The sequence below is a fragment of the Jeotgalibacillus campisalis genome (genome assembly GCF_000829515.1).
Lineage (GTDB): Bacteria > Bacillota > Bacilli > Bacillales > Jeotgalibacillaceae > Jeotgalibacillus > Jeotgalibacillus campisalis.
Window position 1 is genome coordinate 354,404 of sequence record NZ_JXRR01000022.1, and the last position, 13,987, is coordinate 368,390.

At 42.4% G+C, this 13,987-nt stretch carries 14 protein-coding genes; 4 read left to right on the forward strand and 10 right to left on the reverse strand.

The window, feature by feature from the left end:
• Positions 1-41: 41 nt before the first annotated feature.
• The 5 genes from KR50_RS17585 to KR50_RS17605 all read right to left on the reverse strand — a co-directional run bounded on the left by KR50_RS17585 (position 42) and on the right by KR50_RS17605 (position 3,943).
• Positions 42-572, reverse strand: a complete 531-nt coding sequence (locus tag KR50_RS17585) for a GrpB family protein (RefSeq protein ID WP_041061668.1) — start codon at positions 570-572, stop codon at positions 42-44.
• Between the two features lie 133 nt (positions 573-705).
• On the reverse strand, positions 706-1,233 hold the full coding sequence (locus KR50_RS17590) for a PepSY domain-containing protein (RefSeq protein ID WP_041061669.1): 528 nt from the start codon (positions 1,231-1,233) through the stop codon (positions 706-708).
• A gap of 95 nt (positions 1,234-1,328) precedes the next feature.
• Positions 1,329-1,868, reverse strand: coding sequence for a PepSY domain-containing protein (locus KR50_RS18110; RefSeq protein ID WP_052477199.1), 540 nt, complete (start codon positions 1,866-1,868; stop codon positions 1,329-1,331).
• Between the two features lie 30 nt (positions 1,869-1,898).
• Complete coding sequence (locus KR50_RS17600) at positions 1,899-3,251, reverse strand: sensor histidine kinase (protein ID WP_041061670.1); 1,353 nt, start codon at positions 3,249-3,251, stop codon at positions 1,899-1,901.
• Positions 3,248-3,943, reverse strand: a complete 696-nt coding sequence (locus tag KR50_RS17605) for a response regulator transcription factor (protein WP_041061881.1) — start codon at positions 3,941-3,943, stop codon at positions 3,248-3,250. Before KR50_RS17605 ends, KR50_RS17600 begins: the two co-directional genes overlap by 4 nt.
• Before the next feature lie 359 nt (positions 3,944-4,302).
• Between KR50_RS17605 and KR50_RS17610 the strand changes: the two genes are divergently transcribed.
• Together KR50_RS17610 and KR50_RS17615 are read left to right on the forward strand one after the other, a co-directional pair.
• Positions 4,303-4,620, forward strand: coding sequence for a hypothetical protein (locus KR50_RS17610; RefSeq protein ID WP_041061671.1), 318 nt, complete (start codon positions 4,303-4,305; stop codon positions 4,618-4,620).
• A 63-nt stretch (positions 4,621-4,683) separates the two neighbouring features.
• Positions 4,684-4,995 (forward strand): TIGR04104 family putative zinc finger protein, encoded by a 312-nt coding sequence (locus KR50_RS17615; RefSeq protein ID WP_041061672.1) that lies wholly within the window; start codon positions 4,684-4,686, stop codon positions 4,993-4,995.
• Between the two features lie 56 nt (positions 4,996-5,051).
• On the opposite strand, the gene nadD is transcribed toward KR50_RS17615, so the two are convergent.
• The 5 genes from nadD to KR50_RS17640 all read right to left on the reverse strand — a co-directional run bounded on the left by nadD (position 5,052) and on the right by KR50_RS17640 (position 9,105).
• Positions 5,052-5,669: a nicotinate (nicotinamide) nucleotide adenylyltransferase gene (nadD, locus tag KR50_RS17620; protein ID WP_041061673.1), complete on the reverse strand. Its 618-nt coding sequence runs from the start codon at positions 5,667-5,669 to the stop codon at positions 5,052-5,054.
• Positions 5,670-5,672: 3 nt separating this feature from the next.
• Positions 5,673-6,791 (reverse strand): nicotinate phosphoribosyltransferase, encoded by a 1,119-nt coding sequence (locus KR50_RS17625; RefSeq protein WP_041061674.1) that lies wholly within the window; start codon positions 6,789-6,791, stop codon positions 5,673-5,675.
• Between the two features lie 98 nt (positions 6,792-6,889).
• Positions 6,890-7,447 (reverse strand): cysteine hydrolase family protein, encoded by a 558-nt coding sequence (locus tag KR50_RS17630; RefSeq protein WP_041061676.1) that lies wholly within the window; start codon positions 7,445-7,447, stop codon positions 6,890-6,892.
• Between the two features lie 62 nt (positions 7,448-7,509).
• Positions 7,510-8,301 carry an NUDIX domain-containing protein gene (locus KR50_RS17635; RefSeq protein WP_041061678.1) on the reverse strand — a complete coding sequence of 264 codons (792 nt, stop codon included), beginning with the start codon at positions 8,299-8,301 and terminating at the stop codon, positions 7,510-7,512.
• A 276-nt stretch (positions 8,302-8,577) separates the two neighbouring features.
• Positions 8,578-9,105 (reverse strand): GNAT family N-acetyltransferase, encoded by a 528-nt coding sequence (locus KR50_RS17640; protein ID WP_041061679.1) that lies wholly within the window; start codon positions 9,103-9,105, stop codon positions 8,578-8,580.
• 450 nt (positions 9,106-9,555) lie between these two features.
• On the opposite strand from KR50_RS17640, the gene KR50_RS17645 reads away from it, so the two are divergent.
• Together KR50_RS17645 and KR50_RS17650 are read left to right on the forward strand one after the other, a co-directional pair.
• Positions 9,556-11,121, forward strand: coding sequence for an SWIM zinc finger family protein (locus tag KR50_RS17645; RefSeq protein WP_041061681.1), 1,566 nt, complete (start codon positions 9,556-9,558; stop codon positions 11,119-11,121).
• Positions 11,108-13,939 carry a DEAD/DEAH box helicase gene (locus tag KR50_RS17650; RefSeq protein ID WP_041061683.1) on the forward strand — a complete coding sequence of 944 codons (2,832 nt, stop codon included), beginning with the start codon at positions 11,108-11,110 and terminating at the stop codon, positions 13,937-13,939. The genes KR50_RS17645 and KR50_RS17650 overlap by 14 nt, the downstream gene beginning before the upstream one ends.
• Positions 13,940-13,987: the final 48 nt, after the last annotated feature.

Below are 13,987 nucleotides of genomic sequence, written 5' to 3' on the forward strand. Positions count from 1 at the left end.
ACAATCGATAAAATCTTATTTTACCGTCATAGCAGCTACCGCTATGAGTACTTTCTATTAACTATTTTTTTAACAAATGCTTCTTTGTACTCCGTATACTCATTGATTCCGGTTGACCTGTTTTCCAGATAAGCGCATTTAATCTCAGCGTATTCCTTTCTTGCTTGTTCATTTGAATTTAAATAATCCCGAAAGAAGATCAGATTATTCCAAAGCTCTTGTTGAAAGTCGACTAAATGAATAAAATGCGTTTTTTCTTCGTATGTTTTATCAGTGAATTTCGCAAGTACGATTTCTTTTGGTCTGTCGACTTTCAGCCTCAGAAATCCCGCTTTCTTTAATCCATCGAAAACCGCATCTTCAACGTTCTCTATATCATCAACCCCTACAATTAGATCCAGTATGGGTTTGGCTGACATGCCTTTAATTGCCGTACTCCCAATATGTTCAATGCGACTTTTATCCATGTTTACGTTCTGCAAGATGTCATTTTTCACTCTACCAAACTCATCGTTCCATTCAGGCGTGTACTCCACTACTTTTACTTCATCCCTTTTTAATCCCAGCTTCACGAATTCAGCCCCTTTTAAACTGTCGTTCTTACCTATTTCATTATTTTAACATAAAATACCAAGTTTTCATTTCAAAAAAAAGGACCAAATCATTTAGCGATTTGGTCCTTTTGTTGATAGCTATGAAAGAGCATTATTCGTCGTCACGTTCCATTTCAAATTCCATTACTTCGCCTGTTTGGCCGTTGATGTCGATTTCGTATTCAACATCTCCGTCTCTCATTTCAATTTCATAGTGGCCGTTTTCGAGTTCAAACTTGACGATGTCGCCTTTGCCTTCTTCTTTAGCGATTTCCTCTGCTTTTTCTTTCGTGATCTCCACATTTTCGTTTACTTGATCATCCTGGCTGTCCGTAAGATCTCGACCGACTTTCAGGATTTCCCCGGAGTTTGCATCTACTTCAACATCCGCTTCTCTGCCATCCTCCGTTGAACCGTCTATCTCATAAACATAACGTCCGTCATCTTCATCTCTCTCAACTGTTGTGATCGTCAGTCCTTCCACTTCTTCTGTTGCGATCGTTTCTGCTTCTTCCTGAGTCAGCTCAGCATCGCTTTCATTCCAGTTATTGCTGCTGTCTGCGAAGGCATTCACGCCAAATGCTCCCCCGCCAAGTATGACTGCTCCTGCAATTCCGCCAATAAGTAATTTGTTTTTCATGATTAGTTCCTCCTCTTGTGTTTGTTGTTTCTAGTTATAGATTACACACGCAAGATGAGAAACCATGGAGAGGAAAATGAGAATTTGATGAGAATTTAATCATCCCAGCTGACGGACATGATTTCTCCTGTAATGGCATTGACTTGAACCGTGGCTTCTAGCTCATCGCTCCGTTCAATTTCTATAAGAAAATATGAACCTTCTTCATCGTTTTCATAATCCACATCATCGACCGTTCCTTCTACCTGCTTAAGGGCAATTTCGACTGCCTGGTCGCGCGTAATTGGTTGATTTGGCTCTTGTTCTTCCGATTCAGACTGCGGATCGTCAGAGGTGGCCGGCTCTTCTTCAGGTGCGCCTTTTGACAGGCGTTCCATTCGAATAACCGTGCCGTCTTCTTGCGCCACTTCAAGTTCATAAGAGCCTGTTTCAAGTGTCATGGAAACAAGATAGCGGTCACCTGCACGTTCAATCGCTGTGATTTCACCCTTATACTGCTGTTCAACTTTATCCTGAACCTCTTCAGCAGAAACCGTATTTTCATCCTGCCAAAGCCTTGCACCAAGCCAGATCATACTAAGCAGAAGAACGCCACACGCAATCGCAATGCTGACTTTCTTAATGGATGAGTACATCCCATTTCCCCCCTCCTTTCTCTTCGGACTTTAATTTGAAATAGGCAGAAGTATCGTGGCAGTTGTTCCTTTTCCCTGCTCGCTGCTCAAGCTTACGTCTGCATTAAGTACACGGGCTAATTCTTTTGCCAGGGAAAGGCCAAGTCCATAACCTCCTGATGTGCTCGTTCTGGCTTCATCAACCTGGTAAAAACGGTCAAACACTTTCTTCAAATGTTCATTTGAAATGCCAATGCCGGTATCTTTGATTCGAATTTCCGCCAGGCTGTCTGACTGCCCGACTTCAATTACGATTTCTTCTTCGCTGTACTTTCGTGCATTATCCATCAAAATATAAAGCAGCTGCTTGAGCTTTTGGGGATCTGTTGTTACAACGAGCTCTTGTTTAATATGCTGAATCACTTTCCGCTGATAGGCGCGTTCAAAGGAGGAAGCTGCAGCCTCAAGAATCGGTGACAGTGCATTCGCTGAAAGTGTCAGGTTTCCCTGTTCATCCTGCTTCGCTAAAAGCAGCAGCTGCTGGGTTAAATCCCGCATTCTCAAGGCTTCTGAATGAATCGCTTCCACTGATTCATCAAAAAGCGCCTCATCGTTTTTCCCGCGTCGTTTCAACAAACTGGCGTAGGATTCGATAATCGTCAGCGGTGTTTTTAACTCATGAGAAGCATTGGAAACAAATTGCTCCTGCTTTTCATAATTGGTTTCAAGCTGCTCAATCATCTGGTTGAATGTTTGCGTCATTTGGTCGAGTTCATCTTTCGACCTGGATGTTCGTTCAATTTGCTGAAAGCGCCCGCTGCCGCGTATGTCGTTCATAGTCCGGATCAGCGAATGAATCGGATTTGTGATCAGCTTGCTTAAAATACGGGCAGAAATAAATAATGGAACAACAGCAGCGATCGATACGACGAACAGAACAATTCTCAGCACACTCAAGTTTTCTGCCGTAGCTTCCAGCGATTCTGTCAGCTGAAGTGCCGCGACTTCCCCCTCTGTCCAGACGATGGGAAGGGAAATAAAGGCGTGGGGAATGTCATCGATGGAACGAACCTCTGCCCGCTCCTCTGTAAAAAACTCCGTTTCCTCCTCCACCAGACGCTGTTCGCTTCCACCTGTTACCGTGGCATCCCCCCGGCCATTCTGCAGCACAATTTTGATCATGCCGCTTGGCGGAACGTACGCACGCAGCAGTTCCTGAGGGGCTGCGGCACTTTGAACGGCACTGATCCCAGCCTGCACCTGCTCTGCCTGTGCTTTTGTTTGTTCGATTTCACTGTCATACATGATGCGGCTGAACGAAAAATAGATCGCTGCGTTTATAAAAACCAGAAGGACAATAAACAGGACTGTTGTAAACACATGTATTTTATTGGTCAGCTTCATCTTGGATCCTTCAGCACGTAACCTACGCCACGAACGGTATGAAGCAGCTGCGGGTCATAGCCTTTATCGACTTTATTTCGTACATAACGTACGTACACATCAACGATATTCGTGTCGCCGTAATAGTCATAGCCCCATACATGATCCAAAAGCTGCTCCCGGCTCAGCACCTGCCGCTGATTTTTCATAAAGTAAGCGAGCAGCGCAAATTCCTTTGCCGTCAGCCCAAGCGCATCTTTACCCCGGAAAACTTCATGCGTTGCTTCGTTCAATTTTAAATCTGCCAGCTGCATTCCCTCTTCTTCACGTTCCTCTACCGGCGCTTTAGAGGATCGCAATGCTACTCGGATTCTCGCCATTAATTCTTCAAATTGAAAAGGCTTCGTGACATAATCATTTGCTCCAAGGTCAAGTCCTGTTACCTTATCCTCAATTTCATCTTTAGCTGTAAGCATGATAATGGGCGTCTGATCCCCGCTGTGCCGGATTCTCTTCAGCAGATCGACCCCATTCATTCCTGGCAGCATAATATCAAGCAATATTAAATCCCATTTTTCTTCCCTGAATTTCTGAAGACCTTCCAGTCCGTCTCTTGCTTTAATTACGGTATAGCCTTCATATTCAAGTTCCAGCTCTAACACACGGGCAATTTTCTCTTCATCTTCCACAACCAGAATCCTCTTCTTGCTCATCGTCATCCCTCGTTTATCTGGGTTCTTTTCTCTTCCTTTTAGCATAGCCTAAACTTCATTCTTTCTGCTCATTCAACAAATTCAGACGAACATTTCCCAGGAAATTGTTCTTTCCCTTTCTTTCGACTTTAACCTAGTCGAAACGTGAGACCGACTTACTTATTTCAATTGTACAAGGTGAAAATGAGGATTTGATGAGAAAAAAGCTTATCAAGACAAAAAGTTCTTGCGATTGAGATATTTTTGTCCCAACCCTTTTTCTTTTGTAGAAAACGAGAATAGTGTCTTTGCAAATATATTTCCTCATGGATAATTTCTTATGATAAGCTGAAGATATCAAAATTTCCCATTTAAGGATGTTGAAAACGGATTATTCATTCTCAAGCATATTCTTTGGTTTTTTGTTGCCAATCCTGCTTATTACGGCTTCGGTTTTCTGGACTATAAAAACCGCTTATAAGAATCGATTTGTTCCCATTATCACGCTCTTTTTTCTATCTATTATTATTTTTTTGCTTCCCGCCGTTCTCGCTTATTTTGAAATCATTACAGGCTCTATGGGATTTGCTGTAGCCATTTTGAGTGTCTATTATTCTATTGCTCTATTAATTGGGATAGCATTGAATGTCATGGTTGATTATTACGATCAAAAGGAGAAAGTGATATTTTCTGTTTAAAGCGAGGTAGTAAATCGTTTATTTAGACAGGTCTGACACATTTAAAAGGAGGCTCTACCCTTTATGAAGGAATGTGAAAAATGCCAAACAGCATTTACGTGGATGGACATTTTTAAACTTCAGTGGAAGAAAAACAGTGAAATACTTCGCTGTACGAACTGCGGTACAGAACACGAACAAACAAGGTCCTCAAAAATTGCAGTTTCCCTGTTAATAGGTTTAGCTTCCGGGGTCATTGTATTTTTTACTGCTCCATTACACTTCCTGCTTAGTATATTAGTAATCATTCTATTTTTTATTGTTTTATCCGCTCTCTCGGTATTCATAATCGACTACCGCTCCAAGTATCATTCTAATTATAACAATGATTTTTAAGCCCAAGTAGTAACTACTCCTGCCACCTGAGCCACTATCATTTGTTTTTCGCTATTTCATTCATCCGCCTGTTCTGAATATAAATTATTCTCTAATGCATACTTCAATGATTGATCCGGGACCAGGTAGCGGACACTAAGGTCATTAAGAATCCTCGAGCGAATAAAAGAAGAGCTTGTTTCTACTGTTACCCCTTTGCTCAGGCAATCAAATTTATCTTCATTTTTTGTGAGAAGTGCGTCTCTGGCAATAATATCTGACATATCATATCCTTCTCTTCCTACAACCACAAACTTATTATTTTCGATTAATTCTTTGCCGTACTCCCAATTTGGTAATCCAGGCAAGTTGTCTGCCCCCATCACAAAATACAAATCGTCTTCAGGAAATTTTTCCTTCAATGCTTTCATTGTAAAATAAGTATATGAATGCCAGGCAGCAGCTTCCATTTCTGTAGCATCTGCCACAAATTTAGGATTATCCTCAATGGCTAATTCAACCATCTTCATGCGATGATGATTCGCAGTGAGCTGTCTCCCTTTATCTACTCTGGTATTTGATGAAGGAATTAATAATATCTTATCAAACCCTCTTCTGTCAGCGATCATTTCCATGGATACCATATGTCCTAACGTAATCGGGTCAAACGCTGAACCAAACACTCCTATTTTCATTGTTCATTTCCCCTCTCGAGTGTTTTTGACATGCAATGGAACTTCTTTCAATCTTGGATTTCCGCTGAATTTTCTTCCCGCTTTCGCTTCGTGCTTTCCATCTAATAATACATCATCTCCAGTAAATCCAATATTCACTTTCAATAAGCTGCCACCAACGCCATATACATCTACTGGAGCTCCTTCTTTTTCAAACCGTTCAATTTTATCTGAAGTAAATCCGCCGCTTACCACAATTTGTACATGTTGAAGTCCTTCGCTATCCAGCGCTTCCCGCAGAGCTTTTACTAAAGGAACATTGACACCGCTTGCATCAAAAGAACCTAAAATGTGCTGGTTCCGAATAAAATAGTTATCCATCATCGTTTTTGACGTATCAATTCGAACTCCTTTAAGTTTTCGTCCGAATTCTTTCCCCACTTTAAGAGAATCCGTGATGACATCATTATTATAATCTACCAATGCAATTAAATCGTCCTCTGGGAATGTCTCGAGGTAAGCTCTTGATGCTTCTACGATGTCACCATTAAATAATTGGATCATTGCATGAGGCATCGTGCCAAGACCTTTCTCACCCCACCATTCGTTCATGGCATGCGTTGCCTGAGCACTCATTCCCCCTATAAAGGCAGCATACCCATCTCCTGCCTGGTTGCTGAAATGGTCATCACGGTCTCCCATGAATATGACTTTTTTATCTCCGGCTGCTTTTACCACCCGGTACACATTTGTAGCTACGCTTGTTCTTCTTGCCAATATACCATCTATGACCCCTTCTAAATAGCCAAACTGGTGGTAATGACCCTTAATCGTCAGAACGGTTTCAAAGGGGCTGATACTGTCTCCATCTTGCAGAGCGTTAATTTCCAATGTTTCCGGCTCTTCTGCAAATGTGTGAATTAGGGCAATCACTTCGTCCATCCCGCATAAAACCGCTTCTTCTTTTTGAAAAAACTGCATGGTGACCTCTTTATCAGATTTGTATTTCTTCGCAATTTCTCTGGTTTTCAAGAAATATACGGCTGAATACCATCCTTCTCCTACCCGTTCATCAAATTTGAATGTTTCGTTAGTGAGTCTGTCGATTTTCCCCTGTACTTTTAATTCGATCTCTTTTTCCATCTTAACTCTCCTCCTATCAGTAATTTTTATTATTCTATGACTATGACAGGCAATAACCTTAACCGTTTAAATGGTCATTCGATTCGAAACGTCTTAGCTTAGTCAATAATTTCGGTGTGGAAGCATACCTTCATATGCTGAATCATCGTTTCACCAAGGTCTGTGAAAGTAGCCGCTCCTCTTTTGTGAATGGCTGTTTTAAACCCTTCTGCATCTGCACCCGCTACCGTTAGAAAATCACATATATCCGTGCAAACTCCAGTAACGTGTACCTTTTCAACCTCAAGCTGTTTTAATGTCTCAGCCAAGTCCGTTTTAAAAAATGCATTATAGTTCGTTTTTGGAACATAAAGGAGAGTTTCATTTTCAGCATTCGCTTGATACCAGTCAGACAACTCCCCATATAATTTCTGACCTTCTGTGCCCACAATATTATGCGGCGGCCATTGTTGAAAGTGTGGGTCATCCGGTTGGTGAGCGTCCATTGCCACCACCACCACATTCCCTTCTTCCAGAAACGCAGATGCTAAATCTTTAATGTAAGGAACAATTTCCTGAGCTGGTTTTCCGACGGTCAATGCTCCCTCATCTGCCACAAAATCATAACTCATATCAACAATTATTAAAGCCTCTCTTGATTTACCTGTTTCCGTCATCTTCATCTATCTCCTTTCTATTTTACTAATTAACTTAATGTTAATTAGTTGCAGCAAAAAAATTAGTAGAGGGATGGAAGCGGTACTTCCCTGTCCACAAATCTGAACAACGCAGATGGTCGATCTGAAAAGCGTTGAGTCGTTTTCGGCTGGCCTTCTTCAGTCAGCACCGGTTCAATAAAGCTTAGATTTTTAATTTTTCTGGACCAAGCTGATTTACCTTTAATAGATGATTTATCTGTAACCGTCAGTAAGACATTTTGCAGTTCAGAAGCGATAAATTCCTTTGGAAGGAATTCTTTTGCTAAAGGTGTTTGGATCATTTCTCTTTTAATAATGTCAAAAGCATCTTTAACAATTTTTTCATGATCAAACGCTAGATTCAAGGACTCAATTTCTTCCATGCTGAACAACTCAACCTCTTGGGCATCGTCATTTGCTTTCTTGCTGTCCAAGTACTGTTCTTTCACAATTGCGTAATGAGCATTTGAGAGTATCCATCCTCTAGGGTCCCTGCCCGGTTGATCGTACACTTGATAATGCTGTAGATGAATGTCCTTTACACTTGTTTCTTCCTCTAATTCCCTTACCGCTGCTTCATATGCTGTTTCATCAGGGTGTACAAATCCTCCAGGCAATGCCCACTTCCCGCCTTCTATGTTAGGATTTCCTTCATGATCTCTTGTGTGCCTTTTTATAAGCATGAGCTTCAGCACTTTTTTGGGTATTTTAGAGAGCGTGTTTTTTTCAGAGACAATTGTGAAAACAGCTATGTCAGAGGTATATCCGTCTGGCGTCACATACTTTCCAGAATCGTAAACTTTAAGAAATTCTTCTTCCGAGCTATTGTTCAACGCCCTCACCTATCCTTCCTTTTAAGAGGTTAGTCAGCTGCAGATTCTTTTACCATCTTACTAATTAACATTTTGTTAATTGGTTTTCTATATCATATCTTATTCATGTAATCACGTCAAGGAATTCATTATCATGTGAGGGGAATTTTGTTAAATTAGGTGTGACGAAAAGAGTTCTCAAGACCGAGCGCTCTTCGTTAGTTGAAGCGCAGATCCATTTCCCCTTCACTGTTTCTCTGACAGAATTCCACCGTTCTTGGCGTTCAATCCTGACCTTTATTCCTCTCTCCACTCATTCTCTAAAATACTCATTTCCCATAAACTCCAATATTCATTTCCCATTCTTCTTGAATCTCTCAGTAACCCCTCTTTTTTAAACCCTGCCTTTTCATAACAAGAAATAGCAGGGGCGTTAAAATCAAAAACGCCGAGACAGACTCTATGCAAAGCGAGTTCATCAAATGCTATGTGAAGGATTTTCATCATCATTTGCTGACACGTCCCTTTCCCTCTGACACTCTTATCTCCAATCAACACTTTCCCAACGCGAGCCGACCTATTTTCCCTGTCAATTTTCCCTAATGAGATATGCCCTATCGAGTTGCCCGTTTGCTGTTCAACCACAGTATAAATCAATGAAGTAGACTGATCCTGGTTTGCCTCTTTTAAATAATCTTCCAATTGCTGCTTATCCAAAGGGAAACGAAAATTTGGTCCTCCCCATTGCATTAGAAAACCTGGCGTTTCAATCCAGCTTATGAGCTGCTCAAAGTCGGGACATTCAAAAGATCTAAGTTCGATCATGATCTACCCCATCCCCTTTTCTAGATTTTTAGCACCATAAAACTTAAATCCCCATACTATTCATGAGTTAAAACATTAAAATCACACTGTCTAGTACAGGACCTGCTGAAATGAAAAGAACCACTCACTATAGACTGTGAAATTTTAGGTGTATTATTTTTTAATTGTAGCATCCTGTTATTTTTCAGACCCCGCTTTACCTTAAAAATACCTTCATTGCAGCAGAAATGAACCTGTCCCCCATCTAAATTTTTTAAAATTCTCCTAAATTAGATCAACAGACCTACAAGCATCACAATCTTTTTCAGCCATATTTATATAGGAACGGAAAATCCATCACTGCATTTTTGCCTCTTTTACTTATCTTGCATCTGCAGGTTCGTTTTTTGCTGGAAATAGAGTATAATAAAAGGTACGTTTTTTTTGATTACTAAAGGTGGTAGGTATGCGATGAGTTTTCAATCTCAATCATTTACAAGCGGCATTGAAAAGCTGGAACAAAAGCTTTTCCAACAATTTATGCCATCGAACCAGCAAGATGAACGCCTGATTCAGAAAGGGCTTTTCTTATATAGACAGGGCACTGTGTATGACGGCGGATATGATCCGTCGATGAATATGCTGCGTGCCAAAGTGCGGGATGTGTATCAGGTGAATGTCCGCATTTCTCTTGATCCCGCCAAATCAAGCTCATGCAGCTGTCCGGAGGAAGATTGGTGCCGGCACCGCATGGCTGTATTTTTTAAGTTTTATCAGCAAACCTCAAGCGTCAGTCAATGGATCACGAAATGGAGAAATCACAAGCCTGCCATGATTAAAATAGAGAAGTCTCCGCAGTCGTGGAAACGAATCGTGCAAGAGGCAATTGCTTCCATGAATTATTCTCAGCTTTTGGAGCAGCCGTTTTTGTTTGATCATTACATTAAAAACGCACAGCTGACGATTCAAAAGAAAACGCCAATGGAAAAAGAGTGGAAGCCTTTGTATGAGCTGCATACTTCCTTTTGGCTGTTTATTTATGTATCAAGAGAAATTCATTCACATGATCCTTCCGTATTATCAAATGAAAGTGTGATGGAGATACTGGGAATGATTTTGGAGGAAATGGAAGATGCGCTGTCAGATCTGGCCGTTTATGCGCGTCCTTTTGCCTTTGATCCGTTTATGGAGGATTTGCGTACTGGATCTCATGAGCTTCTTGAAGCGATTTCTTCTCCTGTTTCCTACTCTGTTTATTCATTGCTGTGGTTTCAGCTTTTTACCACTAAAGCGTGGAGAGAAAAAGAGCTCACCCGTATTTCTGAACTAGATGAAGAGAAAGATGAATTATATTTTGCACGAACGGGTCTTGCCCTTCTGCTGATGAAAAATGATGTATGGAAGGAACAATTCCGGCTATCCTCTCCCTCCGTTTTGCCGCATGCTGTGCGCTGGATGGAATGGATGATGTGGGATGACAGGATGGATGCAGCCGTTACGATTTTGCAGGAGCTGCCTAAGAAAATTCCTGCTCATGTGGAGAAATTTGATACGGAATCAGAAAAAAGATCTTTCGCACACTGGCTGATCCGAAAACTTGAGTCAGGAAAGCTTCGCCTCTATGCATCCGATTCGACGATCGCTGTTTATGAGTCGCTGCTTCCCTACAGTGCTAGACACCTGGGATCACTTATGCTTGATGCCGGCCGTTATAAGGAATGGGTCGAGCTTGTGGACTGGATTGGTTTTTCACCGGAAGAGCTGGAGCTCGCAGGCTTTAAACAGCTGATTACCAAACGTCCTGACTTCGCTGTCCCACTCCTTCATCAGTGGATCGAAGAGCTGATTGCAGGACGTCAGCGCGAGACGTACCGAAAAGCAGTGAGCTATTTGAAAAAGCTCAAGAAAATCTACACACAAAGCAATCAGACGCAAAAATGGGAGCACTATTTTGATGCCATCCTGCTTCAGCACAGGCGGCTTAGAGCTTTTCATGAGGAATGCAGAAGGGGGAAATTGATTCATGTGGATGAGTGAATATAAAATGATCGATGTTCAAAAACTTTCTAATGGTCATTTTTCCCTCCAGGTCATCAACCATGACGGTGAGCTGTTGAAGCCGGAATCCTGGCAGCGCCACCTTCTCTTATGGCATAAAGAAAGCTATCACGGGACGATGGTGAAAAAGCATGAAGATGCCTCTGATCACAGTGTTGTGCTTGACAGCTGGGCAGTTCTTACACTTTTTGCACAGCCAAGTTTTCATGGACGCATAAATTGGGATTTTTCTTCTTCCGCTCAGTTTTTTTATGATGCGGCTCCCCTTCTTTTTGAATGGATTACAGAAGGCAAGTGGCTGAATGAATGGCAGCATCGTGATGATAAAACAGACGAATCTTTTTCCATGACTCTTGGTGATGATTTCTGGGAAGAGTGGCTGGACATGAGTGGAGAAGATGCCGCTCCTATTCAAGAAGAAGCAAAACAGCAGGTAAATGACTGGTACCAGCAGGCCATTACGTACTTTTTTGAGCATCATCAAAGAAGTCAGGGACTTGCCAAGCGGATATTTAACGAAAATCATGCCCTGACGCCTGAGGATCTGTCTGTTTATTTTGATGAAGAAAAATGGTCAAATTGGGTTCAGGAGAAGGATCTCGTTTCGCCTTATCGGTTTGGCATCCGGTTTGAAGAACCTATGTCAGAGGATGGCCTTTGGACGATGCAGCCATTTTTACGCGATCAGCGGCGAGCTGACTGGACGTATGATTTAAATCTGACTCTGCCCCTTGAACGTTCGCTTCCGGACCGGTGGAAAAAAGAAACGAATCAGATTGAGAAAGAACTGTCGCGCTGGGTCCGCTTAATTCCGTATTTAAAGGATGAGGATGTCTGGCAGACGGAAATGTCTGAAGAACGTGCCTGGCTGTTTCTAACAGAAGGCAGCCAGAAGCTTTTAGCGCTGGATGTGGAGATTCTGCTGCCGTCCTGGTGGAAATCCATCCAGCAATCAAATGTAGCCCTTAAAGCGGCCGTAAAAGGCGATCACAGCTATCGTCCTTCCTTTGTCGGACTCAATTCGCTTGTTGAATACGACTGGAAGGTTTCCATTAACGGCAGTGATATGACCGATGATGAATTTAATGACCTCGTGAATGAAAAAAGACGCTTTATTCAAATTAACGGCAACTGGATTGCATTAGATCCTGCCTTAATTGAACGCATTCAACAAGCGATGGCTGCGGCAAAAAAACGCGGCATCCGAATGCGGGATCTGCTTGAACAGGAGCTCGATCAGGCGGCTGGACATGAAATGGAAACAGAAGAAGATGACCTTCGCATTCAATATCAGCTTAACCGCTCGATGAAGGCGATGCTTGATACATTAAATGACGTCGGGAAAGTTCCGCTTATCCCAACCCCTGAAGAATTATTGGGGACGCTGCGACCCTATCAGCAGCAAGGATATGCCTGGATGCATTTTCTTCGCACAAATCATTTTGGCGCCTGTTTAGCCGATGATATGGGACTTGGAAAAACCATTCAGCTGATCTCGTATATGCTGCATGTGAAAAAGACAGAAAAGCTTGAGACACCATTTTTAATTGTGTGCCCGACCTCTGTGTTAGGAAACTGGCAAAGAGAAATTGAGCGCTTTGCTCCTTCTTTATCACTGCACTTGCATTACGGGCCAAGCCGCGCTAAAGGAGAAGCGTTCAGCCCTGCGATCAGCTTGGCGGATGTTGTTTTAACTTCTTACGGGTTATGCCATGCAGACCAGGAAGAGCTTTCCTCCATTAACTGGTCTTCTGTTGCGCTCGATGAAGCACAAAACATTAAAAACCCGCATACAAAACAGTCGAGAGCGATTCGTCAGCTTCAGGGGCTGCACCATATTGCGCTTACCGGAACGCCGATGGAAAATCGCCTGTCCGAGCTTTGGGCCATTTTTGATTTTATAAATCACGGCTACCTTGGCACACTGGCGTCATTCCGTCATCATTATATCGTACCGATTGAGCGGGACAGCTCTGAAGCGCACACGAAGAAACTTCAGGGGAGAATCCGACCGTTTCTGCTGCGCCGGACAAAGAACGATCCGGCCGTTGGTTTAAATCTTCCGGCAAAAATCGAGCAAAAAGAATTTTGTCCGCTGACAACCGAGCAGGCTTCACTTTATGAACAGCTCGTAAAAGACACGCTTGAGAAGCTTCCTACCTTAAGCGGCATTGAACGCAAGGGCATTGTGCTGCAGATGCTGAACCGTTTGAAGCAGCTGTGCGATCATCCTGCTTTATTCCTGCGTGAAGCGGATCCTGAATATGTAACTGAGCGCTCTGAGAAAATGCTTAAGCTAATGGATCTTGTTGAGCAGATTATGGACGCAAAAGAAGGCACGATTATTTTCACTCAGTATATTTCAATGGGCAATATGATCAAACAGGTGCTTGAGAAAAAATATGGCGTTCATGTTCCATTTTTAAATGGCTCTACGCCTAAAAATCGCCGTGATGAGATGGTTGAACAATTCCAAAATGGCACGTTCCCGATTTTTATTCTGTCTCTGAAAGCAGGGGGAACCGGCTTAACGCTGACTGCAGCCAATCACGTCATTCACTATGACCGGTGGTGGAATCCTGCGGTTGAAAATCAGGCGACAGACCGTGCTTACCGAATCGGTCAAACCCGCTTTGTTCATGTTCATAAATTTATTTCTTCCGGAACAGTTGAAGAAAAAATTGATCTTATGCTGGAGAAAAAACAATCCTTGAATGAGGATATTATAAAAGGCGATCAGTGGATCACCGAGCTTTCAAATCAGGAGCTTGAGGACTTACTTGTATTGTCTCCATAACGAGAGGAGCCCCAGTGAACAGCAACTGGGGCTTTTTTTATACGGAGA

Coding starts and splice junctions, on each gene's coding strand:
- KR50_RS17590 (WP_041061669.1), bottom strand. CDS start 1,233: ATGAAAAACAAATTACTTATTGGCGGAATTGCAGGAGCAGTCATACTT.
- KR50_RS18110 (WP_052477199.1), bottom strand. CDS start 1,868: ATGTACTCATCCATTAAGAAAGTCAGCATTGCGATTGCGTGTGGCGTT.
- KR50_RS17600 (WP_041061670.1), bottom strand. CDS start 3,251: ATGAAGCTGACCAATAAAATACATGTGTTTACAACAGTCCTGTTTATT.
- KR50_RS17605 (WP_041061881.1), bottom strand. CDS start 3,943: ATGAGCAAGAAGAGGATTCTGGTTGTGGAAGATGAAGAGAAAATTGCC.
- KR50_RS17615 (WP_041061672.1), top strand. CDS start 4,684: ATGAAGGAATGTGAAAAATGCCAAACAGCATTTACGTGGATGGACATT.
- nadD (WP_041061673.1), bottom strand. CDS start 5,669: ATGAAAATAGGAGTGTTTGGTTCAGCGTTTGACCCGATTACGTTAGGA.
- KR50_RS17625 (WP_041061674.1), bottom strand. CDS start 6,791: ATGGAAAAAGAGATCGAATTAAAAGTACAGGGGAAAATCGACAGACTC.
- KR50_RS17630 (WP_041061676.1), bottom strand. CDS start 7,447: ATGACGGAAACAGGTAAATCAAGAGAGGCTTTAATAATTGTTGATATG.
- KR50_RS17640 (WP_041061679.1), bottom strand. CDS start 9,105: ATGATCGAACTTAGATCTTTTGAATGTCCCGACTTTGAGCAGCTCATA.
- KR50_RS17645 (WP_041061681.1), top strand. CDS start 9,556: ATGAGTTTTCAATCTCAATCATTTACAAGCGGCATTGAAAAGCTGGAA.
- KR50_RS17650 (WP_041061683.1), top strand. CDS start 11,108: ATGTGGATGAGTGAATATAAAATGATCGATGTTCAAAAACTTTCTAAT.